The sequence below is a fragment of the Arthrobacter sp. Leaf337 genome (assembly GCF_001423745.1).
Taxonomy (GTDB): domain Bacteria; phylum Actinomycetota; class Actinomycetes; order Actinomycetales; family Micrococcaceae; genus Arthrobacter.
The window spans coordinates 53,606-80,355 of the sequence record NZ_LMPC01000010.1 but is presented as its reverse complement, the minus strand read 5'-3'; the positions used below and the strand labels follow the sequence as shown (position 1 = coordinate 80,355).

Genomic DNA, 26,750 nt, shown 5'->3' with positions numbered 1-26,750 from the left:
CCAAGCGCGTCTACGTCAAAGCCACCCAAAACACCATCCACCTCTAACCCCACAGGGGGGTCGGAACACCGACCCCCCTCACCCCTGGGGGACCGGACACACCCGGCCGCTGCCAGCCAAACACCAAGGCGGCGGTTCCATTTGCCAAGACTTCACCACGAATGTGCGAAGCGTTTTCGCCTTCGCCTGGGTCCGAGCCTGGGGACCTCCAATGGCCGGCCAGTTCACCCTCTGGGACGGAGGAAAGAGCAACCAGCAGACGCCGTGAACTGCGGAAACTTCAGCCGCTGGTCCGATGCGCAGAACTGGTTCAATACCTACTACCCCTACTACGGGGACGTGGCGAAGCTGGACTCCGACGATGACAGGATCGCCTGCGAAACCCTCCCAGGGCATCCCTAGCGTTGCCTACGACGAGCCTGTCGCACGAATTTCTGCACCCTCGGCTGCCCAAGTAGCCGCAGCAGCGGCACCGGGTGTCACTCCACCGCACGACGCGGCCTCCTGGTCGGCCCAAAAAGGCCATCTCGCTGACGCCGGACCCCACACACCGTTGTTCAGACAGTCACCCGCGGAGGAAGTCAACATTCTGGTTGCGCTTCAGGATGAGATCGCCGGGCGAAGCACTCCTTCCACGACGAAAGTGCCGGACCCAACTCGGTCGCAGCAGTAGAACTCGTGGCACGAACCCAGGTTTATGACCTGCCCGGAGGTACTGGCAGAGCCTTTCGCCATTGATGCCGAATGCGCGGGACCGGTGCCTCTATCGTCCGCCCACTTGGCGGCTTCTACCCACAAGGAGAGTGCCCCCAGGCCGGCCCGCGGTCCGGCGGGCCGGAGGTCCCGACTGTGCTGAAATTCGTCATCAGAACCTCTATTCATTGGACAAATGCGGCGCTACGCTGTGTCTTATCAATCGATTCTGGCTGGGGAGCTTCGTTGTTCGATGGGGGTCGGCGCTGGGGCGTCGCAGTGAATTTCAGACCGTAGGGCCGGTGGTTGCGCAACCTCCGGCTTTATTTGTCCCCTCTCTTAGGTGATACCCAACCGTCGCGGCTCATAGCGGTCCGCTGCAGCTGCCCGTAATTCACACCAACGGCCCAGAAGGCTCGGCCTCCGCCCTTAACGAATGCCATGTCAGCCCCTGAGACGGGTCTGCCACAGGATGGCGTGTACGCCATTGGTCTCATGTCCTGACAATTCAGGACACCGTCCGGCCTCTACACCGGACGACAACCACTCAAACCATGGGGAAGAAATGAACACATCGACCACCGAAGTCGTCATGCCCGAACTCCGCGCAGGCCATGATCCCGGTTCACTCGTCACCGCAGCCATCACGAAGGCCGACTACGCCAAAAACGGCGCCCCGTTCGCCCCGTTCCTGATCAAGTTCGCGGACCCGACAAATTTCGTCAACGGCTGGGCATCAGCGCGGGGGCACGAGATCGCTTTCTACGGCGACTACCAGGGCGACGGCAGCGGCTTCCTCCCGCTAGGTGACTATGCCTCGGTCAACAACATCCCGATCGAGAAAACACCCGTCCTGCTGCTGGCGCCGATGCCGGACCACCAAGCACCGTTGCCAACGTTGGCCCACCCGACCGGTTTCACCTGGCTTCTCGATGACAAGCACTCAGGAAACCACAACAACATCTCCTTCTACTGGCCGACAGCGCCGGCGGGCTACCAAGCCCTTGGTATCTGTGTCGGCTTCAACGGACAACACCCGCGCACCGACAGCTACTGGTGTGTCAGCACCGAATACCTTCAGAATGCCCCGACCGAGGCCTTCTGGAGTGATGCCGGGTCGCACTGGACAAGCCACGACGGCAGCCTCAGCACCCCCTCCCTCGCCGGTGTCGACATGCAGGACCAGAAGATCCTTCTCGCCCCGACGACGATGCTGAGCAACCAACTAGGGGATTTCCAGAACACCTCCTGGTGTCTTGCGCTGGACAAGCTCTTACTCCCGGTGGAGGGTGCCAGGACCGATGACCCCGATTTCCAACCCGGGTACGGGGAGGGCACAACGACCGCTCCCGGCCTGGACAAAGTCGCCGTTCTTCCCTGCACCCTGATCGACGATCCCGCCTCCGGCTCCAGTCCCTTCTACTACCTAGCCGCGCAGCCCCAATGGTTCTGCACCCGGAGCTTCCCGTCACCGGCCGGGGGCAGCTACACAGAGGACTTCATGATCGGATCTACCCAAGAATCATCGACCGGCTTTCAGCACACAACCTCACTGGCCGTCGGTGCCGAAGTGGGCATCGAAGCCGGCCCCGCCAGCGCGAAGGCCTCGGTCAACTACACCGACGAGATGCAGCTAAGCGGAAGCATCATGAACGGCACCACGACCGAGCAATCAAAGAGCCTCTCACTCAATCTGGTGGTGGCCAATCACATGCTGATCTGGCAAAAAAGGACCGACTTCGTGGTCTACCGCACGACCGGCGACGTCATGACCGTCGTCAAATACCAGACCGCGGACATCGACTTCACGGACAGCAACCCGAAGTAGGCATCCGTCAAGGGGGCCGGTGGTGGCGCAACCCACCGGCCCCGGTTGCATCCCTCTTATGGGCCGTTCAGGGTTTCGTGATGGACCCAGCATGGGGACGTCCTCCACTCGATGGCGATATAAGAGTCCTGTAGCGTTTAGACGCGAAGGCCCGACTATCCCCCATTAGCCGGGCCTTCGCCATCTTCGAAGCAAAGCCCGCCTTGGGGGGTGGTACTGCCCGCGGCGAGGCCTGACACCGACGCGAAAACCGTCCGACGCGTCCGCGCTCTGGAAGTCAATTGAGTGTGAACAGAGACCGTTCCCGCAGATCAATCATGGTTTCCTGCAGCTTCGGGTTATTCCGCCACGACGGCAGAGCATCCTGGATGCCGGATCCCACGAACTCCATCATCTCGTTCGGAGTGAACAGCCCCACACACTGCGGCGACCACTGCATTTCCGCCGGAAATGTCGCCTGGTCCGGCCACTCTTTCCGCCACGCCACTCAGGTTCCTACGTGTCCGGCCGGAGCTGGATCCGTGCGGTGTTGAACTGCCGTCGACGTTCATGGGGTTAAAAGGTGGCGGGGCCGGCCCGGTCTGGGTTTCGCTCTGCAAAGGAAGTTTTTGGGTACAGCCTAGGTGGATTCTATGGGGCCGTTGCTTGCTGCGGCTCGCGGGAACCTCATCGTTCCCTGGCGGCGCGGCTCTCATTGTCGTTCGTGGGGGTCGCGTGAACGGCGGACCGCCGCAGTGAGGCGCTGCTGTGGTTCGCCGTGGGCGGCGGACCGCCCGACTTCTGGAAGGTTCCTGCCCGGTCGTGGCAAGGGTTCTTTACGCGGCCGCGTCGTCCTCGGCTCGCTTGTGACTGTCGAGGATGATCTGCTCGACCTCGCTCGGGGTGTATCTTCTCCGGACTAACTTCGTCAATAGTCCTAGGCCCTTTGATGTGGCAGGCGAACTGCCGGCCGCAGCCGCCCTCCGCAGTGGCTTGCATGTCTACTCGCCATGATCTTTCTCCTCCTGAGGCCCCGATTTGGCACTGACGAGGACGTCGTGGACGGAGCGTTCGGTGGCGTCCGCTCCGTCCTGGAGTGCCTGAGGCATGAGGTGCCCATAAATCTCTTCGGTTGTCCGGGTTGAGGCATGACCGAGTCGACGGGAGATGGTGAACATGGAAATGGCCCCGTCCTGGATTAGCCACGACGCGTGAGTGTGCCTCAGATCGTGAATGCGTGGGGACTTGCTCAGCCCGTTCTCTTGAGCGGATTGGATGGCTGGTCGCCAGTAATGCTCCCAGAATGGCTTCTCGGCGATGCGGCTACCGTCGGGAGTCGTGAACAGGAGCTCATGTCCTGCCCGGCTGGCCGCAAGCGGGGCGAGTCGATCCGCCAGAGCAGGGTTGAGCCCGATAGTACGTTTGCCTGCCCCTGTCTTGGCTGGCCCGAGATAGTACTTGGATTGGTCATCGCGTCTCCAGGCCTTGTTGATTCGCGCCGTTGCGGGCCGGGAGATCAGGTCGAGGTCGGATACTGTCAGGGCGGTCGCTTCACCAAACCGCGTTCCTGTCATCACCAAGAAGCAGATGAACGGTTTGTAATGCTCATCCATGACATCCAAAACATGGTTGAACTCTGCATGAGTGAGGAACATGATGCTGTCCTCGGCATGCTCAATGGGCGGCAACTGGATGCCCCGGCAGGGATTGCTTGAGATGTATCCAAGCATCTCAGCAGTCTTCATTGCTGCGGACAGCAGCCCGTGGAGATTGTGGACAGTTTTCGGCGCTGCCCCTTTTCTGGTCAAGGACCGCAACCACAGCATGACGTCTCGGTAACCAAACACAGCCACCGGTATTCCACCGATCGGGCCCTGGATATGCAGATCCAGCATCCGTTGATACGTTCGCCTGGTTCCGGGCGAAGGACGGACGAGCAGGTCGATGTGTTCTTGGACCACCTGGCCGACGGTAGGTCCGGCCGCGGCGCTCCGCCGGTTGGCTCGAAGTGCGCTGAGCAGTGACTGTCCATGGGCATTGAGACTCCTCATAAGTCCGAGGGCCTCGCCCTCGGACTTGAAAGTCAAACCCTCCTGGCGCCGCGTCAGGGGGTCCCGCCATCGCACCATGAACGACGTCGAACCATCCACACGGGGGCGTTTGCGAATACTGGCCACAAAATCAGGCTACGTCTCCGGCCTGCTCCTGCTCATCTGGCTGAGCTTGTCGCGATCAGCGTGCAAGCTGATTTCTATCCCTTCGAGTTCGCCAAACCATCCGCGTTGTTCCGCTTCGACTTTTCTGCTTTCGAGGGGCTCGATGAGTTCTTCAAGGCGGGGGCGTTGTGCCAGGTCGGGGCGGAGCACGGCGCATCGGATACAGGCGTGTTCGTGGATGCAGGGTGTTCCGTAGGCTCGTCCGCAGCTTCCATCCCCGAACCCGTCATCGAGTACCTCTTCGAGCAGTTGCCCACGGCGCGTGTCTCCAGTCCGGTATCAGCCGAGGTAACCAAAGGAACAAAACAAAAACGGCGCAAGCACCAGCTAGGCACATCGGCCAGGCGGCAAGACAGCCCGGGGCACGGGCGCCACCAAAGTACGGGCAAGGGCAGGGCCCGCTGACAGCGGACAAAAAACCGGCAACCCCTAGAAGAGCCACCGCACACCCCGTCACCCCCAAAGGACAAGACAAAACCACCAGTCCACACACCTCCGCAAACGCACGGCCCCAAGTCAATCTGTGAACGCCCGTCAGCCGGCAGATCGCATACTTGCTTGCTCCTTATGACCAGAAGCGAGGGCAGCACGCCGGGCGGCGCGAAACCCGGTACAGCCGACGGCGAGGCAGTAACGCTCCCGTAACGCTCCAAGGCGTACTGCTTTCAGTGTGGCCTGCTCGTCCAATGGAGGAAAAATGGTGTTCGTATTACAGCGGCGATTCTCGGAAACTCAGCACCTCACGAGACCTTGAAGGCATGCCTCTTTCACCAGCGGCCCCCACGCCTTGATAGTCAATAGGAGCATCGCGAGGCCTTTCTGGAAACCAGCTCTCAGCTGCTAAAGAGCACAATATCGGGCGAGCGAGACACACAGTGTTAATCATCTTGCCTTGGAGGGATCCGATGCCAATACCAATGCCTGGAGCCACGATCGACTTTGGTCGCCGGTTCTCGCTGCCCATCGGTGTTCCCGTCGATTTGCCGGCTCCCGCCTTCGCTACCTATCTTGCCGAGTTGGCCGCCGACGCGGTGTTCCTCTACCTCGACCGCCCCGCGCGCAGGCCGTTCGACCCCGGGTTCGCCGCCGCGGCGGCGAACTTTCGGGTCCGTACTCTGCCGCTTGGCGGTGACCAACTCGTCGTCCCGCGCTCGTCAGGGCTCGTTTCCAGCCTTCCCGCGGCCATCCGCGACCTGGCGAAGGTGCGCGTGGCCGACTGCGGGGGACCGTGGGTCGAGGCGGCAGCCACTCCGGGGAAGTCGATGGCGCAGGTCGCCGCGGGCCGTTTCCGGTGGGATGCCGACTCCAAGAAGGCCGCTCCGATCCCCCAGCCGCTCTTGCCCGACGAGGCGCTCATCGTCTACTGGCCCAACCAGCCCCCGGGGCCCCCTCTGCTTCCGGTCGCGCTGGACGGCATCGCCGAGGACGACGCCGCGACCCATCTGCTCGCATCGTCGACCACCGCCCGAGACGGCGAGCTGGAACGCACTCTGCTGCGCGCCCCCGCCGTTGGTCTGGTGCGCTTCGAACGCTACCGCCATCTCGCGCTCCGCGCCGGCAGGCTCGAGGTGGCCCAGCCCAGCGCCACCGGAGCATGGGTGCTGCGGCTTCCGCCCGGCGGGATCACGGTACCCGCCGTGGTCTCCCCGCTGGAGGACCCCCGCACCCTGGCCTTCGAACACGTCGCGATCGACCACGCGATCGATTGCACCGCGCGCATCGTCTGGCTGCATCTGCTGCGCCTCCCCGACGTGCTGGCGAGCGCCACGTTCCGCCCCGCTGTGCTTGCCCAGATGAGCTGGCTCTTCCGCTCCTGGCTCGCGTGGCTTCGCGTCGTCGCCCCGGACGAGCGGCCCGGCGACCCGGATCCCACGCCTAAGATCCCGGCCGCGGTCAGAACTCCGTTCGAGGGCGCGGCCGCCGCGAATCGGGCCCGCGTCGAGGCCATGGCGGGCCACGTCCTCGGCGACCCCGAAGCCAGGACTAGCCTGCTGGACTTCGTGACAGGCTACTATGCGCCGCTGCTGTGTGGGCGGTCCTGGCCCGAGCTGGGCGTCGACCTGCCGATCGAGCCCGCGGCGCGGCCTGCCGCACTCGTGCAGGCGCACCGCACGCTCGAACACCTGCCGCGCAGCTCTGAGACGTGGTTGCTCGCCTTCGCGGGATGCCCGCTGGGTAGGCCCGGACGGGTGTACGAGCCCCGCACCCCGCCGGTGCCCGCACCGCCCCGGCCGCTGGGCAGCCTCACCACCTTCGACCTTGAGGCCGCCGCCATCGCAGGCCTGACTACGGCCGAGTACCCGGACGTGCAGGCCCCGGATGTCGCCGACCCGCTCGAGCAGGTCGACCTCGCGGGCTTCGCCGGGGACTCGGCGGGCCTGCTGGCCGTGCTGCGGGCCGTCGACGCCGATCCGCCCCACCAGGAGTTCACGACCTACGACTGGCTGGTGGAGGTGGTCAAAGGCGCCCGCCGGACCGTCCGTCAGGATCCCCAAGTCGACTTCGCCGACTATGCGGCGGGGGGCCATCCCCTCGCCGCCCCGCTGCACTTCCCGCAGTACCGGGACGCCGTCGAGCTACGCGCGCGGATGGGTCGTCTGAACGCGGCGCTGATCGGCGCCACCCCGCTGGCGGCCTCCACTATCGCCTGGTGGAGCACGACGACGGGGCTGCGCGACGGCGCGGGCACCTGGCCCGCGTTGACACCCGCAGCCGGCGACACCCGCGAGCCGCCGAGCCCGTCCGCCCCGTACAAGTCCGGTACCACTCTGAACCCGCCCTCACCGATCCCGTGGGGCACGAACGACGGCGAGTCCGCACCCGGCGTGCCGCGCGTCACCGGGTTCGACGAATTCGAGATCGAGGCCGTGCTGCGGGCGGCGAAGGTCGTTCGCAACGGCAAGACGCTCGCCGCCGACCTCGACCCGGCGCTGTTCCTCGCGCTGCTCGAACGCGAGGGTTTCCGCGCGTCGGCGAGCGGGGAACGAAGAGGCACCGTACGCGAGGTCGCCGCACCGTTCGACCCCGGCGTCAGGGGCCTCGCACGCAGCGCCGACCACGTCGGCGTCATGACGTGGCTGATCTTCCCCTTCGGGCTGGATATGGTGGTGCTCAACAAGCCACTCCAGACGCTGGAGTTCGACAATTCCGCGCTGGTCACGCGCAGCCGGGACAACTTCCGCGACCACTTCCTACTCCGCCTGACCGCCGAGGGGCTGCTTGACCCTGCTGTCGACCCGCTGGTCGACTGGGAGACCGCTCTACGCTACCTAACCGCCCGGCGCCCCGGCGGCTGGCCACCGGGGGCGCTGCGCCACGCCACCGCGTCGCGCACGGCGCTCTGGATGGGATTCGCGATCCACCAGGCGACGTTCCAATGGGTGCACCGGCTGCTCTCGCAGGCAGCGACGCCGCGCAAGAGCGCCCCGCCCGTGGCCGGCAACCCTTACGTGCAGGTGCCGGAGCTGGTGGCGGCGCCGCCCATGCCCCCGGTCGGGGCGAACGCCACTACCGTGCAGCGGCGCCGCTACGTCGCCTACTGGGCGCTGGTTTACCTGGCGTTCAACGTGCTGGAGAGCACCTGGAACGCTTGGGTCAACGCAGTGCCCGACCCCGTCATCGCGGCAGGCACGTCGATCAGCGAGTTCCTCGTCTACCACCACAACTCCGCGCCCGACGCGCTCGAACCGCCCGGCGGGCCGCCGCGGCTGCGCGGCCAGCGCGGGAACATGGTCCGCTTCGCCACTGCTCTGGACGGATACCTCCGCCTGGCCTACGGCGCCGCCGCCGAGGACACCACCGACCCCGCCGCCCGAATCTGGCCCGCCGTATGACAAAATCCGACAGCACCCTGGCTCGGCTCCTCCGCGAAATCACGGATCTGCTCGCGGCGCTGGGAGATGACGTGCGTGATGAAGAGCACGCTCTCGCGCTGCTCGGCGCGCTCGGCGTCAGCGTCCCCGCGCCGCCTGCGAGCCTGCTCGCCATGGGCGCCACAGTCGCCACGGTCATCGCCGCCGCCGACGCGTACGACCAGGCGGCGGCCGCGTCCGGGCCGGGTTCGACGGAGGCGCTCACGCAGCTCGTGGCCCTGAGCGGTACCGCAGCCGAGGCGTTCAGTACCCTGTTGGCGCTCGGACCCATCCTGGAGGCCGACCTCGTCGCCTACCCCGGTCTGCTCGCCGAGGTGGACCTCGCGTTGCTGGCCCGGCGGCTGGTCGAGTGGGCCCTGGTCACCTACCTGCGCCGGCGCGCGGCGCCTGTCTATAACGCGCTGGCGCTGCTCGGCGTCGCCGACCCGCAGGTCGCGGTCGACGAGGGGGAGTTCGCCCGGACGCACGTGCGAACTCAGCTGCGGTGGGAGCGGCTCAAGACCGCCGCGCAGGATCCCGCGGCGCTGCTCGCCGACGTCTACGGCTGGGGCACCACGCTGTTCGACCACCGCGAGCCGCTGCGCCGCCTGCACTACCTGCTTCAGTCGCTCGCTGCCCCGGTCGGTTCCTACCCGGCGGGCACCGAGGACGCGCCCGCGCTCGTGCTGCGCCTGCCACTCTTCGCGGCGACCGGCGAGTCCGGCGCCGTCGAGCTGGGCTTCGCGCTCGGCCCCTTGGAGTCCGCTGGGGCGGCAACCGACACCGGGCTCGTCTTCCAGCCGTACGCCCAGGGCGATGCCGGTCCCGAGGTCGAGCCGCTGCCGGGGTGGCGGATCGGGATTAGCGGGGCCTTCGCGGGCGAGGGTCTCGGGGTCGGGCTGCGCCCGCCGCTGCGAGTCGTGCTGGTCGGCGACGTCGAAGGGAACGCTAGGCTGGTCGTTACTTCCGAGTGGCGGCGGTCGGAAGGCGACCCGATCGTGCTGGTCAGCCAGCCTGACTGGTTCGCGATCACTGTCGCCGGGTTCCGCGCGGAGCTGCAGGCCACTATCGGCGACGGGGGCGTGCCGCAGCTCGGTGTGCGGCTGGAGGTCGTCGGCGGCCAGCTGACGATCACGCCCGGCGAGGCGGACGGGTTCCTGCGCCAGGTCGTGCCGCCCGACGGCCTGCGGGTCGCGTTCGACTTGGGGCTCGCCTGGTCCGACGAGCACGGACTGCGGCTGGTCGGGAGCGGCGGTTTCGAGGTGACGTTGCCCGTGCAGCTGTCGCTCGGCGGGATCCTCGACGTCCAGGCGGTGCATGTCGCGCTCACCGCGGGCGCCGACGGCGGCACCGCCACGGCCGCGGCCACGTTCGCCGTTAAGCTCGGGCCGGTGCGCGGGACCGTCGAACGGATGGGGTTCGCCCTCCGTCTCGGCCCTTCCCCGGACGGTGGCAACCTCGGCACGTTCGCGCTCGGCACCCGGTTCCAGCCGCCAAAGGGCGTGGGTCTCGTTATCGACGCGGGCCCGCTGACCGGCGGCGGCTATGTGTTCCTGGACCCTGATAAAGGCCAGTACGCGGGCGTCCTGCAACTGGAGTTCAAGGGCATCGCGCTTAAAGCTGTCGGGCTCATCACCACCCGGATGCCTGACGGCACGGACGGCTTCTCGCTGCTGCTGATCATCTCCGCCGAGTTCACCCCGATCCAGCTCGGCTACGGGTTCACGTTGTCGGGCGTCGGGGGTCTCGTCGGGGTCAACCGTACCGCCGCCCTCGACGTCTTGCGCGCGGGCATCAAGGCCCGCTCTCTTGACTCGATCATGTTCCCGCGCGACCCGGTGGCCAACGCGCCCCAGCTGATCTCCAACCTGAGCGCCGTGTTCCCGCCCGCGCAGGGGCGCTTCCTGATCGGTCCGATGGCGCGCCTGGGCTGGGGCACGCCGCAGCTGCTCAGCCTTGACCTCGGCCTGATCCTAGAGCTGCCCGCGCCGGTGCGCCTCGCGGTGCTGGGCAGGCTGCGGATGGCGCTTCCGCGCGACGAAGCCGCCGTCGTCGTCATCAACATGGACGTGCTCGGCGTTCTCGACTTCGGCCGCGGCGAGGCGTCGGTCGACGCAACGCTCTACGACTCGCGGATCGCGGCGTTCACGCTGACCGGGGACATGGCGATGCGGGCCAGCTGGGGCGAACGGCCCGGGTTCGCGCTGAGCGCGGGTGGGTTCCATCCGCGCTTCCAGCCGCCGCCGGGGTTCCCAGCCCTCAACCGGTTGGCGATCAGCCTTTGCACCGGCGACAACCCGCGGCTGCGCCTGGAGTCCTACCTCGCGCTCACGTCCAACACAGTCCAGTTCGGCGCGCGCCTTGAGCTCTATGCAGCTGCGCTCGGCTTCAGCATCGAAGGCGTCCTCGCTTTCGACGCGCTGTTCCAGTTCGAACCGTTCCTGCTCGCCATCGACATCGTTGGCGCGGTGGCGCTCAAGATGGGCTCGCGGGTGCTGCTCGGCGTCAGCGTCAGCCTGTCGCTGACCGGCCCAACCCCTTGGCACATAGTCGGCAGAGCCTGCTTCCAGCTGCTCTTCCTTACCGCGGAGATCGGGTTCGACGTGCGTCTCGGCCGCGGTGAACCGCCGCCACCTCCGCCGCCGATCGAGGTCGCGCCGCTGGTCGAGGCCGCCCTCGCGGATCCGCGCAACTGGTCGGCGCAGCTGCCTCCCGCTGGGGAGTCGTTGTTCACCCTTTGCGAGATCCCTTCGGTCGCGGGGCAGCTGCTGCTGCACCCGCTGGGCATGCTCGCGGTCACCCAGCGGGTCGCCCCGCTCGGGCGGACGCTGGAGCGCTACGGGTCCTCCCGCGTCATCGGGGCGGCACAGCTGACGATCACCCGGCTGCGGGTCGCCAACGCTGAACCGGACACCGAGCCGATCGAGGAGTTCTTCGCCCCCGCCGAGTTCCTGGACCTCACCGACGACCAGAAGCTCGCCCGGCCCTCCTTTGAGCGTTGGGAGGCGGGGCGCCGGGTGCGCTCGCGCGCCGTCAGTTACGACACCGCCCAGCCCTTCGAGGCCGACGTGTCGCCGGAGGTCCTCCTGGTCGACGACCCGGATCGGCCCGCCGTGCCCGGACCGGGCGGGCCGCTGCCACCGTTGCCGTGGCCGCGGGCGCTCGCTGGCGGACCCGCTGCGCTGGCGCTCGTGCGCACCGCGGGCACCGCCCGGTTCGCCACCGACCCGCTCACGCTGGTGCTGACCGGATGAGCGGCCTGACGTTCCTGTCCTGGGCCCGCGCCGGGGTCCAGCTTGACGCGGCCGAGGAAGACCCGCTCACCGGCGCGCTGCCCGGCCGCGGAGCGCTGACCATCGGCTTGCGGATCAACGAGCGGCCCGAGGTGGTGCTGCCGGCGCGGCTCTACGGCCCCGGCGACGTCACCGGGCTCGACACCCGGCAGGTCGTGCGCGTCGAGCCAGCGCCCGACACCGCCGCCGCGGAGCCGACGTTCTTCCCGCTCGTCGAGCTCGACCGGCCGGACCTGCCGTGGCTGCTGACCCCCGTCCGCGCCCGCGGCGGGGAGCGCCTGCGGCCGTGGCTGGTGCTCGTCGTCGCGGAACGGCCTGCCTCCACCGTCGGACCCGAGCCGAACGCCCCGCTGCCCGTCCTGCGCTGTGCACTGCGCGAACTGCCCGACCTGGCCGACTCGTGGGCGTGGGCGCATGTCCAGCTCGCCACCGACGGCGCGCTCGACGAGACCATGCTGGCCGGGCTGCTCAGCGGGTCATCGGAGCGCTCGCTCGCGCGCCTGGTCTGCCCGCGCAGGCTGCGCGGGGGTGCCCGCTATGTCGCGTGCTTGGTGCCGGCCTTTGAGACCGGCCGCAAGCGCGGGCTTGGCATCCCGGCCGCCGCTGACGAGACCGACCTGCTGCCCGCGTGGATGGCCGCGGACGCCGACGACGAGGTCCGCCTGCCCGTCTACCACCACTGGGAATTTGGCACCGGACCGGACGGTGACTTCGAGTCGCTCGTGCGACGGCTGCGTCCGCGTCCGGTGCCCGACGACCTCGGCCTGCGGCCGCTGGACGTTAGCGACCCCGGCTCCGGCCTGCCCGCGCTCGACCCTGCCGACCCGGCCGCGGTGCTCGGCTTGGAGGGTGCGTTGCGCGGCGCGGGCACGGCCCCGTCGGCGTGGGACCCGGACGCGGCCGCGGGGTTCGCTGCCGCGCTCGCCCCGCTCCTCGACGGCTGGACGGTCGGCAGGCTGGGACCGCCCCGCTACGGCGACAGGATTCCGGCCCCGGGCGCCGAGCCGCGGTGGTTACGCGAGCTGAACCTGGACCCGCGCCACCGCGCGGTGGCCGCGTTCGGGGCGCAGGTCGTACGTCAGAACCAGGAGGCCCTGATGGCCGCGGCCTGGGCGCAGGCGGCGGCTGTCAGCCGGGCCAACGAGGCGCTGCGGCAGGGACAGCTCGCCCGCGCCGCCGCCGAACGGGTGTACCGGGGCAGGCTGACCGGCGACGCCGGGCTCGACGTACCGCGCCTGCTGCAGGTGAGCGCGCCGGTGCACGCCGCCCTCGCCGAGGCCCGCCCGCTGTCCGGCAACCGCGAGGTGACCGCGACCCTGTCGCCGGCGTTCCGCCGGATCACCCGCCCGCGCGGCCCGCTGGCCCGTCGACTCTTAGCCGCCGCGCCGTTCGCCGCGCCGGTCGAGGCGCTGGGGCAGCGCCTGCTCACCGTGAACCCGCTCCTGCGGCCTGCGCCGGGGATGGTAACCCTGGAGTCGCTCACCGGCGGCGACCGCGTGCGCGATCTCACGTCCGCGCGGCTCGCCCGGCGCTGGTGGGAGAGCCCCGCCGTGGGGCCCGCTGAGCAGCCGGTGCCGGACCTGCCTCGGGTGGCGAGCACCGGCGCCGTGATGCCCGACCGGGTGTTCCTGGTCAGCGAGGACGGGCGGGTCGTGTCCCGGGTGGATGCCCCGCTCGCCTGGCACGACCACGGCACCCCACCGGGCGGCGTCGCGGTCGGCCAGCCGACGGCAGTCGGGGACCAGACTGCGTTCGTCCGGACGGCCGACGGCAGGCTGTGCTCCCTCGCCTGGGACGGTGACCGCTGGGGATGGCAGGACCACGGCGCGCCGGGCGGGTCTCCGATCAGCGGACAACCGACCGGCGTGGCCAGGGACTCGCGGCCGCTACCCGGGGGCCAGCGTCAGCCCGGCGACTTCCGCAGCGTCTACGTCTGCGCCGCGGACGGCCACCTCTGGGACCTGCGCGCGGGCGGCGGCGGCTGGGGATGGGTGGACCTCGGCGCGCCTCCCGGCGGGGTGACCGGCGGTCCTGCCGCCTGGAACCAACCCGGCTGGCAAGTCTCGCCGGGTTGGGTACTGTACCTGCACGGGCTGACCGGGCGGCTGTGGGGGCTCACCGACTCGGGCACCGGCTGGACTTGGGCGGACCGGGGCGCCCCCACCGGGCAGGGCGTCGCGGCGGTCGATACGGGCGTCCCGCCGGCGATCTCGTTCGGATCTCCGTACCTGCGGCTCACCGACGGGAAGGTCTTCAACTACATCGGGGGTTCCTTCGGCATCCCGCTCTGGATCGACCGGGCCGTCCCCGAGCCGGTCACTGGCATGTTCGCCGACGGGCAGACCCTTTGGGCGGTCAACGAAGCGACAGGGCGCCTCTGGCGATTCACGCCTGGTCAAGCGACCGATTGGGAAGCCCAAGACCCGATCGGCGGCCTGCGCAGCGGGGGCGCCATCCGCAACAGCGAGGCGTGGGTCGCGGTAGACGGTCGGCTGATGATCCGGCGCCTCAACCCCGCCCGCTGGGACGACCTTGGGCCGCCCGCGCCCGGAGGAGCGGGCCACCCGGCCGCGGCCCCGCCGCAGCGCACGTCCTGGCGCGGGCCGCTCGGCTTCATGTCCAACCTGCTGGCGATGCACGTCGGCAACCCGGCGGGAATCCCGACCGCCTACGTGCGCACAGGTCACGACCTCGGCTTCGACGGGGAGGTCCGTGGCGGCTGGACCTTCACCTCGCCCGGCGTCCCCGGGATGGGCGCGGGCGTCCAGGGCGCCGGGCTGGCGCTGGCCGACCTGAACGGCACCGCCGGGCAGGACGCGGTGCTGTTCTGGGTGGAGGCCACGGCCGACCGGGGCAACGTCGGCTCGTGGCGGATCGGCTGGAACGCCGGGCCGGACGGGAACTTCACCTGGGACCCGCAGGTCCACCGGGTACCCGGGCCGCTCTCCACGCTGCTCGGCAAGGGCCATGCGGTGGGGGCCGCCTACCCGGTGCAGGGCTGCGACGTGACGCTCGCCGACTTGGACGGCGACGACCGCCCTGAACTGGTCGTAGCGTACGTGTCAGGCGTGCCAGACCGGCCTCGACTGCACTACCGGATCGGCTGGCGCGTCGACACGACGGGCGACGTCACAGGCGGCTGGACGGAGTCGGTCGAGGTGCCGTGGCCGGGGCGGGCCGCTGGAGCACCGCCTGTGCTGGGCGTAGGCGTCGCGGTCGCCGACGTCGACAATGACCTCCGCCCGGAGCTGGTGGTGATGATCGTCGAGGCCACCGCGGCCGGGCCGCTTCCCCGTTACATGATCGGCTGGCGGCTCAACGCCCGCGGCCGGGTGGTGGGCGGGTGGACCGGGCCGCACGACATCGGCGGCCCGCCGCTCGGCGCCGACGTGCGGGAAGCGGCGATCGCCGTCGCCGACTTCTCCGGGAGCCAGAGCCCCGATCTGGTCTTCTTCCACGTCGAGCGCGGGCCGGGAAACAACAGGGCCTTCTACCGGGTCGGGTTCGACCTGCAGCCTGCAGGGCCCGCGCGTCGGTGGGGCGAGCCGCAGGAGGTCGACCCCTCCGGCTGGTGGGGCCCAGACAGCATGGGCACGGGCATCGCTGTCGGAGACCTCGACAACGGCCTGCTGGCGCGCAAGCGGCAGTTCGCAGCCGACTTCCGCGCCGCCGCCGCCCCACACCTGCAACTGGTGGAGCGCGCCCAACAGCTCGCCCGCGCCGACGACGAGTCGCCGGTGTCCACTGCGGCCATCGCCGCGGACGTGACCGCGGCACTGGCCCCCGAGCGTACGGTGACCGCGCGGGTCACGAGCCGAATCGACGGCCCCGACCTCACGGCGCTGCCGCCGGGGAACGACCGGTTGAACCCGCTCGCGGTGGCACCGACGTTCCCGCAGCCGATGTCCGAGCCGCTGGCCGAGCTGTCCCCTGACCTGGTGCTGCCCGTCGTCGACGGCATCCCGCCGGACACTGTGACCCTCCTGCGCGCCAACCCCGCGTTCATCGAGGCCTACCTAGTGGGCCTCAACCACGAGCTCGGGCGCGAGCTGCTCTGGCGGGAGTTCCCCGCCGACCGGCGCGCCACCTACTTCCGGCAGTTCTGGGACGCACGCGGCGGCGACCCGGCCCGCGGCCCGCTGACCGACATCCCACCGATCGGCGAGTGGCTGCCCGACAGTGCCCTCGGCAGCCACGCGACGGCCGTGGGCGGCCCGGAGATGACGCTACTGCTCCTGCGCGGCGAGCTGCTGCGCCGGTACCCGTCCACACAGGTGGCCGCCCGGCGCGCCGCGTGGTCCCCCGGCCCGGCTCGGATCCGCGTGCTCGGCGACGAGGTCGTCCTGCCCCAGTTCCGGCACGCCATGGACCCCGATCTCGTCTTCTTCGGCTTCCCCTTCACCGCATCAACCGCCCGCGGCTCCGACACCGATCCCGGATGGTTCTTCGTGCTGGCCGAGCACCCCACCGCCCCCCGCTTCGGGCTCGACGAGCCGCCCCTCGACGGCATCTCGTACGGCACCGCCCCCGACGTGTGGACGGACCTGGACTGGGCACGACTGGCCACCGACGCCGACACGCTGGCCACCCTCCGCCACGTCCCGCTCGACCCGCCGTTCGGCGACGTCAGCCGCCCCCGCCGAGCGGCCGGGCCGCCGCAGTTGACGTGGGCACGCAACAGCGCCCACCTCGCGCACATCACGCTGCAGCCCCCCGTCGCCGTGGCCGTGCATGCCACCGACATACTCCCGAGGCCCTCAGATGACTGACCTCGCCCTGGCCGCCGACGTCCCGATCGCACTTCTGCCCGTCCGGCTGGAGACCCGCTTCGACGGCACCGACCTGCGCATCCGCGTCTACCCCGACCAAATCCACATCGACACCCACGAACCGAAACTCACCGAGACCGAAGCGCAGGCGGGCCGCGCGTTCTGGAAGGCCGTCTGGACCGCGCCCGACGACCCGACCGAGCAGGCCGCCTGGGACGCGCTCGCCAACCGCCACGGGCCCGAGCGTGGCGCCTGGATCGCCCGCGTACTGCGGCCGACAAACCCTGCCGCGCGGCCCGGCGCGGCCCCGGCCTTCCCAACGCCCCCGTCGCGCACGGCGGCGTGGACCCGAGCGCCGCTCGCGCAGGCGCTCCCGGACCGCTGGTACGCCGTCGGTATTCCGATCGGCCGGGGCGACCTGCGCGCCAGGGCGGCCAGCGGCCCGGTCAGCACACCCGCCGTCGGCCCGTCCCCCACCGCCGACCTGAGCGCCTTGTCCGCCGCCGACGCACCGGTATCCGCCGAGACCCGGTGGCTCGTGGACTTCGACGCAGCACTGGCGCAGGGCATGGCGCTGCGCCTGCCCGCCCCACCGGATATCCCGGCCGCCGAGTTCCGCGGCTACGCCCAACTGCTGGTCTACGGGGTGCGGGGAGACACCGGCGAGGACGTGCTGAGCGCGCTGCTGGACGCCCATCTCTACACCGACGGCTTCGCGTATCTGGCCCAAGGCACTGCTACCAACAACACCCCGGGCGCCCCGGCCGCGCCCTCGCGCAACGACCCGGCTTACCGCGCAGCGTACCGCCCTCGGTTGGCGCAGGCCCCACGCGTTGCCGAAGACGCCAACGCCGCCATCTTCGCCAGGGCGCTGGGGGTTCCCCGCGCCGGCGCCGTCGCGCTCGCGGCCGGGGCTGCCGACCGGGAGCAGCCGACCGCGCGCTGGATGCAGACGGCGCTGTGGCAGCCGACCTGGGGCTACTACTTCGCCCAGATGCTCGGCACGGACGTAACCGACGAGCAGATCCGAAGACGGGTACGACGGCACGTGCTCGACTGGGTACGCCCCGCGGGCCCGCTCCCCACGCTGCGGGTCGGGGCGCAGCCATACGGCGTTCTCCCGGTGCTCGCCACTGCCGCCTACGCCGAGCGGGAGGGCACCGACCTCGGGGTCGACGTGCTCGGAGCGGGCACGGTCGCGTTCCTGCAGCTTCTGCGCGAGCGGATCTGGGAGCCATCCGTTGCCGCGGTCCCACACGCCCGCGACCGACGCCCCGAGACGGCCGTTCGCATCCTCGGGATGGGCGCGCACGCGCAGCACTACTACGCCCGCAGTCTGCTGGGCGCGGAGTACATCGCCTACCTCTGGCGGTTCTCCGACCCTCCGCTAGGGCTCGGCGCGGACTGGCGGGCCGATCTCACCGCGGCCGCGGCTCGGCTGGGTGAGCGACTCGGGCTCGGCGGCTGGGAGCCCCGCCTGGGCCGGGCCGTCTTCGCCACCGACTCGTTCCCGATCGACGCGGCGGCGGTCGAGGCGCCGGGCGGCACCCCGGCGGCCACCTACCTGCGCGCGCTGGCCGCCGCCGACCTCACCGCCGCCACGGCTCACAACCAGGTCGACACCGGCCCACCCGAGCGCACCCCGCTGCTCTACCGGCTGCTACGCCACGCCCTCCTGCTGGAGCACGCACAGGCCGCGGCGCGGGTGCGGACCCGCTTCGGCCTCGGCCCGCCCCTCCGCGAACCCGAACTGGTGGACCTCGTACCGGGCACGGTCACCGACACGGCGTGGCGCGTGCTCGCAGACGAGCGGGTGTGGACGCCCGGCGGGCCCACCGAGACCCTGCAGGCCCACATCCTGCGCACCGTCGGCAGCACCGCGACCGCCGACCTTGCGGACTTCCGGGCCGCGCTGACCGGCCTCACCGACCTGCCCGTCGGTGTCCTCGAACGGCTGCTGGCGCAGAGCGTCGACCTCGCCTCGCACCGGATCGACGCCTGGCTCACCTCGTTCGCGACCAAGCGGCTGGCCTGGCTGCGCCAACCGGTCGACGCGCCGCGCGCCACCGGCGTCCATGTCGGGGGGTACGCCTGGCTAGAGGACCTGCACCCGCACGAACCAGCGACCGCGGCCGACCCGCTCGCAGACGAGCCGGGCCCGCTGTGGCGCGACCCCGGGAACGCGGGCTACGTGCACGCACCGTCACTCGCCCACGCCACCACGGCCGCGGTGCTACGCGGCGGCCACCGCGCCTACGCCGAGAACGGCGCAAGCCCGTTCGCGATCGATCTACGCTCGCACCGCGTACGGCTGGCGGCGTGGCTGCTCGACGGGGTGCGCCAGGGTCAGCCCTTGGGAGCGCTGCTGGGCTACCGCGCCGAACGCGGGCTGCACGAGCATCCCCGGGTCGGGCTATCGGCCTACCTGCCCGCGCTGCGTGACCGTTTCCCGCGCCGGGTCACCAGCCTGTCGATCGACGGGGTCACCGGGGCCTCGGGCACCCTCGACGTGCTCGACGGACTCGCGCTGCAGCGCGCCTTCTCGGCCGGAGAGCTCGACTTGGCGGCCCTCGGCGTCGCCGACATCGACCGCGCTCCCGTCACCGAAGTGCTCACGGATCTGTCCGAAGCTGTCGACGCCGTCGCCGATGCGCTGCTCGCCGAGGGCGTCCACCACGTCGTCGCGGGCAATCCGCTACGGGCAGGCGCCACGCTGGACGCCGCCGACCGAGGCGAGGCGCCCCCGCCAGAGCTGGAGGTCGCGCGGACGCCCCACACCGGCGTCGCGGTCGTCCACCGCCTGCTGGTCGCGCTCAGCGCTGGCGCAGCCGCGCCCCCGGGATGGCCCGTCGATCCGCTAGTGCAGGCCAGGGCCCAGGCCGAGCCGCGACTGAACACCTGGCTCGCGCGGCTGCTGCCCACGCCGGACCGGGTGCGCTGGCGCGCCGAGGCCGTCGGCGCCACGGCGGGCGAGATCCTACGGGTGGAGCGAGACCTCGCTGGGCTGGGGCTGTCGCCGCTGGACCTCGTGGGGCTGCCGGAACGGAACCCGGACGCCGCACGCGGGGAGCTGGAGCTGCGGCTGGAGCGGGCCGTGCGCGCGCTCAGCGAGGTCGGCGCGGCGGCGCAGGTGCGTCTGGACCTCACCCGCGACCCGGCGTGGGGCCCCGCAGTGGTTAGCGTTGCCGAGCTCCTGGAGATGCTGCGCGGGGTGCGCGCCCTGTTAGAGGCATCGCGCCCACTCGAGGCCGGCGACCTCACGCTGCCTGACGACGACGTCGCCGCATCGCCCACCGACCCGGACCTAACCGCCCGGGCCGACGCGGCGGTGGCTGCGCTCGGGAGGGCCGCGGCCGACCTCGCCGACGGCGGCGACGACGCGACCGTCGACCGGGGCCTCCTGCGCGCCGCGCACCTCGGCGTGCCGGGCGCCCTGCCTGCGGGGACACCGCCCGCCGCGCATCGCACCGTCGTCGCCGCCGAGCTGGCCCGGCGCCAAGAGCGGCTCGCCGCGCTGCCCGACAGCGACCCGCGGCGACGCCTGGAGGCGGTGTTCGGGGACGCGTTCGTCGCGCTCGCCGCCGTCCCGCAGGATCCGTCGCTCACCACGGCGCTGGCCGCGTCGACGGCGACCCAAGGGGGCGACGCTCAGGCCGCAGCCGGCTGGCTACACCGGATCGCGCGGGTACGCCGCGGCGCGGACCGGTTGGTCACCGCGTTGGCGTCCGCGGAGGCGCTGTCGACAGGTGCAGGACTCACCCTCGACGTTGCCCAAATGCCTTACACCGCCGGCGAACGCTGGCTGGGGCTGCCGCTGGCCGGCGACCCGCCCGGAAGCCGTCTCTCCCTGCTCGTGCACGCCCCCGACGGGCTGGGTGCCGAGGTCGCCGGGCTCGTCGTCGACGAATGGACTGAGGTGATCCCGGCGCGAGCCGAGACCACCGGCGTGACCTTCCACTACGACGCACCGGGGGCCTGCGCGCCGCAGAGCGTGCTGCTCGCGGTCAGCCCGGACGCCCGCGACCGATGGAGCACTGAGCTGGTCGAGAACACGCTCAGCGAGGCGCTCGCACTGGCCCGCCTGCGTGCGGTCGATCTGGAGGCCCTGCACCCGCTGGACCCAGACGCCATGACCGATGTCGGGCAGTTGGTGCCCGCTGCGTTCCTTGCCACCAACGTGCAGCCGGGCGACGCGATCTCGACCGACCTCACCCGCGGAGCGCCCTGACCATGCCGTCCGTCACCAGCTGGAACCGCCTGGAGCCGCGGGCACGCAGCGGGGACATGCGCCCGGGGCTGGAGGCCCGCGTGCACGACCCGCTGTGGCTGCTTGCCCGTCAGTGGCAGCTCGGCGAGTTCCAAGGCGAGGACGCGGCGTCGCCCGCCTGGGCCCGGCTGCGAGCCGAGTCCGCTCCGCTCACGGTCATCCGGACCCCGGGTGGTGCGCCGACGCCGCTGGACGCTGGCTTTCCGCTGGAGACGACGGTCGAGCGCATGCCCGCAGGCGAGCCGGATCGCCGCACCGCCGCTGAGGCCGGGCTGCATTTCCTGCGGCTGCTGGCAGACGAGGGCATGGCAGCCTACCGCGACGCCTTCGTGACGGCCTTCCCGCTCGCGCCGCCCACCGGCGAGACCGACCCTGCGAGCCGCCGCTACCTGCAGCTCATGTCCGGGCGGGCCCCGGACGGCCTGGAACTGGGCACGAACGTGCGCGGCGGGCTCCCGACGAGGGTCGCGGTGGACCTCGACGACCAGCCCGAGGTCCGGGCCGCCATCCGGCGCTACCTCACCTGGCTGGACGACCTGGTGCGCACCAGCCCGCATGGGGCGTGGCAGCCCGAGCGTTTCGAGTACGACATCGAGGTGGCGGCACCGGGCGGCGTCGTCCTGCGCGCGCCCGAGTACGCGGGCGGCGCGCTGGACTGGCACTCCTTCGTCCACGACACCGACGGCGACCTCACCGCCAGAGGGGATCCCGTACCGATCGTCGCGACGGTGCTGCCGTCCCCGGCAAGCTATGCGGGCATGCCCGAGGCCCGGTTCTGGAAGCTGGAGGACCGGCGGATCGACTTCGGTGGCATCGAGGCGGCGCCCACGGACCTTGCCCGCATGCTCGTGCTGGACTTTGCCACCGTCTTCGGCAACGACTGGTTCGTCATCCCGCTGCAGCTGCCCGTCGGGACGCTCACTCAGGTGCGCTCACTGGTCGTGGGCGACACGTTCGGTGACCGGTGGCTGATCGGGCCCGCGGCACGCGCGGACTGGTCGATGTACCTGCTCAGCGCCGTCGGTTCGGGGGCCAAGGCCACTGGCGGACGGTTGGACCGCCTGCTTTTGCCGTCCGCGCTCGTCACAACCCTTGAAGGCGATCCGCTGGAGCAGGTGCTACTGCTTCGCGACGAGGACGCGAACGTCGCCTGGGCGATCGAGCAGACCGTCGAGGGCGCGGCGGGCGTCCGGGTCGACCGCGTCGAGGCCTGGCAGGAGCACCGGCGCCGATACGGAGACGCCGCGGCGCACTCCGGGGCTCCCGCGCAGATCGCGCCGTTCACTTACCGGCTCGTGTCGGAGGTGCCCGAACACTGGATCCCGCTCGTCCCCGAGGAGACCGCGCCGGGCCGGACCGTCCTGCGCGTCTCTGCAATCCAGCGGCCCGGGGTCGGCGGCGGGGGGCCCGAACCAGTGCTGCCGCGGGGCCTGCTGCTCCGATCAGCGGACGCGCTGCGGGTGCCCGAGGAGGAGGTGCCGAGCGAAGGGGCGCAGGTCACCCGTTCCTGGCACTACACCCGCTGGACCGACGGCTCGGCGCACTTGTGGGAGGCACGGCGCAAGCGCGCTGGGCGGGGCCCCGCGTCGAGCGGGCTCGCGTTCGACCTCGTCGAGCCGTGGCACGCCCCCGGCCGACCTCTGGCCTACGCGCCGGTGCGGCTCGCGGTCACGGCCGCGGCACTGACGGCCGACCCGGTCGACCTCCACCGGCTCGCGCCTGGGGAGCGGGCCGTCGTGCGCTGGGAGATCCGCAACGTGGGCACCGCCACCTGGTACCGCGTCGGGGACGACGCGCTGCGCCTCGGCACGTCCGGCGACCGGGACCACCCTGGCCGCCTCGCCGCGGCGAGCTGGCTCGACCCGGCCCGGCCGGCTGCGCCCGCCGAATCCGTGATCGGGCCGGGCCAAGTTGCGACGTTCGTGTTCGAGATCCGCGCCCCTGCTGCACCGGGGCCATTTCATGAGGTGTACGAGCCGCTGCTCGGCGACAACGGCTGGATCGGAGGCCCACAGCTGGAGCTGCGCGGAAGCGTGACGGCGTAGCGCCGTCCGAGGGGGCAGGGAGGAAGATTATCAAGTTTTCTGTATAAGTAGGACTACTTTTGGGTGTGTCGGTATCAGTTCATATGGCCGTCGAGGCGCTCCGGGTCAGCGATGGCGAAGGCACCGAGAGCGACTTTCAGCCCTGCATGATTTCAGGGGCGCCCGGGTGACCAGGTTTGTGCTGAGGCCAGGCACCCTACTCGTCCTCATCGTCAAGACTTAAATTTCACTTGCTTCTTCCGCTCTGTTCGGGTCTTGAAACGAATGACCTGAGCATTGGACGTGGACAAGTTCAAACAGGAGTGTCAGATATGCAAAGCAGTAAAGAAAGTGAGGCAAGGACCCGAGCTCGTCTGGCCATAGTTATAGTGTCCTTGGGCCTGGTCGGGATGGCGATGGTCTCAGCCACAGCGTTATGGTTGGCCACTGATCAGACCCGACCGGAGATGGCACGTCTGGTCTTCGCCTCCATTCTCCCGCTCCTGGGCACCTGGGTGGGAACCGTCCTGGCGTTCTATTTCGCGCGGGAGAATATGAGCGCGGCAACGGAAAACACTGCACGGCTTCTCGGACTTCAATCCAGCACACCGGTCACAGCGATAATGGTGCCCAAGGCGCGCATGATCACACACAATTTGGCAGCCGGGGCAGACGTACTAACCGTACAACTCGTCGATCTCTATAAAAGGATGCTGGCGGCAGGCATTGCTCGCATCCCCATCCTCGATGCCTCCGGCACCGTACTGTATACAGTGCACAAGGCGATGCTTACCGCGTTCGCCGCTTCCTTTGCACCACCAAAGGACCCAGCAGCGCTAACAGAACAAATGCACCACCTATTGGCTGACCCAGACCGCAAGCGATTGGTAGAGGCCATGGGGTTCGTCGGGCCTAGCGCCCTCATCGAGGACGCCCGGAACAGGATGCGCTCAATACCCGACTGTAACGACGTGTTTGTAACCAGTAGCGGAAAGAAAACAGATCCGGTTATTGGCTGGCTCACCAACACCGACCTGGCAGGGGCGGAGTAGGAAAATTCGGCTAATCCACACGCTCACAGGCACACCGTAGTCAGGGCCGGATCCGGAACACCCCTCCAGTCTCGTCCCTGCCCTCGGGCGGCGGGAAGACTGTCTTGCCGAACACAAAGCGGCGGCAACGCGCCTATTTCGCCTTCCCCTGAGGGACACGGTAGCGGCCATGAAAAGCTAGTCCGAAATGGAGGTGACCTGACCGGGGCGGGGGCGCGCTGGTGCGCCCGTCGTGGTCCAACGGGCTGGGACTGCGGTATGAAGACGTGGGGTTGTCAGGCCGCCGGGGTGAGGTGACTGTGTGGTCGAAGGCTTCGAACTGGCGGATGTGGGCGCGTTTTTGTTGTTCGGTTTGATGTGGCGGTTGAAGTGGGTCGGCGCCGAGGTCACGGACCCCTGCGTCCGTGTCCTGTAAGCGGTGCCAGATGATGGCGAGGACGGGGCTCTTGATGAGGAAATACGAGAGGGCGGCCTGTCCATTTTGCCGGCTCAGCGGAGTGGGCATGGAATTCCCCCATCAATCCTGCATGGATACTTCCCAACACCCACTTCCACCTTTCCGCTGACTTCGCCATACTTGGCTGGTCATGCGTTCGGTGTTGGCTTGGAATCTACAGGTTGCTCGGATGTGCGATAGCGCGCGGTGCTTTGCGCGCCTGGCCGTAATTCCAGTAGGACCCTTCCGAAGTGGCATGGGCAGTCCGTCGGGAAGCAGGGCGAGCCTGCTTCCTCCCTGCAAAATCCCGCAACTCAGATAGCGAGGGCAACGATGCTTTCGATCAAAGACATCCCGTGGGCACAACTCCTGCAACAGAACAACTACCATCCGTCGCCCGCCGACTGGTCGGATCAGGTGATCTACTTCCTCATGATCGACCGGTTCTCGGACGGCCAGGAAGATGGCTACCACGATGTAGCCGGTCAGATCGTTCAAGGCACCACCCAGCTGTTCTCGCCGGCCGACGCCGGCAACGCAGTCCGGTCGCAGGCTGCCATCCAGGACTGGCAGTCCGCCGGTGCCACATGGCTCGGAGGGACACTCAAAGGGATCACCTCCAAAATCGGCTACCTCAAGAGGATGGGCGTAACGGCGCTCTGGATCAGCCCGGTGCTCCGGCAACGAAAGGGCATGGATGATTACCACGGCTATGGCACGCAGAACTTCCTCGAAGTCGACCCCCACTTCGGAACAGACCAAGACTTCAAGGACCTGGTGGCCTCAGCTCACAACGCCGGACTCTACGTCATCCTCGACGTGATCCTGAACCACTCCGCCGACGTCTTCCAGTACAACACCGTGGATACGAACGGCAACTTTTACACCCCCGGTTGGAGCGGCGCTGCCTATCCCGTGCTCGGCTGGCGGGATCCCAACGGCGTCCCCACGCTCCCCTTCCCTGCACCGGTCAATCGGGCCGACACGGACAGTGCCGTCTGGCCGGAGGAGCTCCAAGCCGCGGACGCCTTCACCCGCAAAGGGAACATTGCCAACTGGGATGCCAGACCGGAAACAACGGAAGGCGACTTTGCCGGATTGAAGGACATTCACCAGGGAACCGGCCCGTTGTCTGACTACCAGCCATCGGAAACGCTCCGAACTGTCGCGGAGGCTTACCAGTACTGGATCGCCTACGCAGACGTGGACGGGTTCCGCGTCGACACTGTGAAGCACATGGACCTCGGGGCAACGCGCTTCTTCACCTCCGCCATCCATGAATTCGCTCAGACTGTCGGCAAAGATTCCTTCTTCCTGGTCGGCGAAATCACCGGCCCGCGGGGAGAAGCCATCAGGACTCGCGATGAAACTGGGCTTGATGCGGCACTGGGGCTTCGGGACGTTCAGCAATACATGGTGGACGCAGTTAAGGGCTGGGGGAACCCGGCCGACTACTTCGAAATCTTCCGAAACTCTGCCGAGGTCAATAAGCCTTCTCACACGTGGTTCCGCAGCCATGTGGTCACTGCCTTCGACGACCACGACCTCGTCAGGCTGGACAAGGAATGGAAGGCGCGGTTCGCAGCCGATCAAGATGGGCGTGAACTTGAGCTCGCCATTCTGGCCATGAATGCCACCACCTTGGGAATCCCGTGCATCTACTACGGAAGCGAGCAACGTTTCGACGGCAAGTTTCCGTCCGACCTCAATCCCACTCCTGACAAGGAGGACCGGCCGGATCGTTATATCCGGGAAACGATGTTCGGGGCCGGCTTCGGTTCGTTCAGGAGCCGGGACCGGCACTTCTTCGACGAGAGGGCGGCGACATACATCGAGTTCGCAAAGATTCTAGCCATTCGAAAGAGCGACCTCGCCCTGCGCCGCGGCCGGCAGTATCTGCGGTCCATCTCCGATGACGGATCCTCCTTCTGGTACCCGAACCGGATCGGCGAGGGCCGGATGACATCCATTGTGGCTTGGAGCCGTATCATGTCGAACCGGGAAGTGGTGTGTGCCATCAACACCGACCTGACAGCGACCAGGACAGCATGGGTGACCATTGACGCCCGCCTGCATACGGTTGGTGCCAAATTCAAATGCACCTATTCAACGGACCCGACCCACGTCGGGTCGCCGACGTCGGTCGAGGGGCGGAATGGTTTGGCAATCAGCGTCAGCGTTCCGCCCGCTGGCTTCATCATCATGACGCCTTAAGAAAGCAGGGGATCAGCCAATTGCCCGTTTTCCAGCCAGGTATGCCGGAGCCCCGCGTCGAGTCCATAGGCACAATCCTTCAAACTTTGTCTCACATCAGCAGTACCTCGGCCGGCGCTTGGGGCGTA

12 protein-coding genes are annotated in these 26,750 nt (G+C 69.1%); 10 read left to right on the top strand and 2 right to left on the bottom strand.

Annotation, left to right across the window (positions count from 1 at the left end):
* The first annotated feature begins 264 nt into the window (after positions 1–264).
* On the top strand, positions 265–402 hold the full coding sequence (locus tag ASF98_RS24750; protein ID WP_235505741.1) for a hypothetical protein: 138 nt from the start codon (positions 265–267) through the stop codon (positions 400–402).
* Between the two features lie 856 nt (positions 403–1,258).
* Positions 1,259–2,521 (top strand): Vps62-related protein, encoded by a 1,263-nt coding sequence (locus ASF98_RS08850; RefSeq protein WP_055800425.1) that lies wholly within the window; start codon positions 1,259–1,261, stop codon positions 2,519–2,521.
* Between the two features lie 277 nt (positions 2,522–2,798).
* Here the strand turns inward: ASF98_RS08850 and ASF98_RS08845 are convergent, their stop codons facing one another.
* Positions 2,799–3,008 carry a hypothetical protein gene (locus tag ASF98_RS08845; protein ID WP_055800422.1) on the bottom strand — a complete coding sequence of 70 codons (210 nt, stop codon included), beginning with the start codon at positions 3,006–3,008 and terminating at the stop codon, positions 2,799–2,801.
* A gap of 493 nt (positions 3,009–3,501) precedes the next feature.
* On the bottom strand, positions 3,502–4,395 hold the full coding sequence (locus tag ASF98_RS08840; RefSeq protein WP_235505739.1) for a tyrosine-type recombinase/integrase: 894 nt from the start codon (positions 4,393–4,395) through the stop codon (positions 3,502–3,504).
* 135 nt (positions 4,396–4,530) lie between these two features.
* On the opposite strand from ASF98_RS08840, the gene ASF98_RS24745 reads away from it, so the two are divergent.
* The 8 genes from ASF98_RS24745 to ASF98_RS08800 all read left to right on the top strand — a co-directional run bounded on the left by ASF98_RS24745 (position 4,531) and on the right by ASF98_RS08800 (position 26,622).
* Positions 4,531–5,121 carry a hypothetical protein gene (locus ASF98_RS24745; RefSeq protein WP_235505737.1) on the top strand — a complete coding sequence of 197 codons (591 nt, stop codon included), beginning with the start codon at positions 4,531–4,533 and terminating at the stop codon, positions 5,119–5,121.
* Between the two features lie 512 nt (positions 5,122–5,633).
* Positions 5,634–8,549, top strand: a complete 2,916-nt coding sequence (locus ASF98_RS08830; RefSeq protein ID WP_055800413.1) for a hypothetical protein — start codon at positions 5,634–5,636, stop codon at positions 8,547–8,549.
* A complete protein-coding gene (locus ASF98_RS08825) occupies positions 8,546–11,821 on the top strand; it encodes a DUF6603 domain-containing protein (RefSeq protein WP_055800410.1) in 3,276 nt (1,091 codons plus the stop codon). Before ASF98_RS08830 ends, ASF98_RS08825 begins: the two co-directional genes overlap by 4 nt.
* Positions 11,818–16,629 (top strand): VCBS repeat-containing protein, encoded by a 4,812-nt coding sequence (locus tag ASF98_RS08820; protein ID WP_055800407.1) that lies wholly within the window; start codon positions 11,818–11,820, stop codon positions 16,627–16,629. The genes ASF98_RS08825 and ASF98_RS08820 overlap by 4 nt, the downstream gene beginning before the upstream one ends.
* Positions 16,622–20,857 (top strand): hypothetical protein, encoded by a 4,236-nt coding sequence (locus tag ASF98_RS08815; protein WP_055800404.1) that lies wholly within the window; start codon positions 16,622–16,624, stop codon positions 20,855–20,857. The genes ASF98_RS08820 and ASF98_RS08815 overlap by 8 nt, the downstream gene beginning before the upstream one ends.
* 2 nt (positions 20,858–20,859) lie before the next feature.
* Entirely contained in the window at positions 20,860–22,941 is a 2,082-nt protein-coding gene (locus ASF98_RS08810; RefSeq protein ID WP_055800402.1) for a hypothetical protein, read from the top strand.
* A gap of 419 nt (positions 22,942–23,360) precedes the next feature.
* Positions 23,361–23,972, top strand: coding sequence for a hypothetical protein (locus ASF98_RS08805; RefSeq protein WP_156372352.1), 612 nt, complete (start codon positions 23,361–23,363; stop codon positions 23,970–23,972).
* A 769-nt stretch (positions 23,973–24,741) separates the two neighbouring features.
* Positions 24,742–26,622, top strand: a complete 1,881-nt coding sequence (locus tag ASF98_RS08800; RefSeq protein ID WP_055800397.1) for an alpha-amylase family glycosyl hydrolase — start codon at positions 24,742–24,744, stop codon at positions 26,620–26,622.
* The last annotated feature ends 128 nt before the right edge of the window (positions 26,623–26,750 follow it).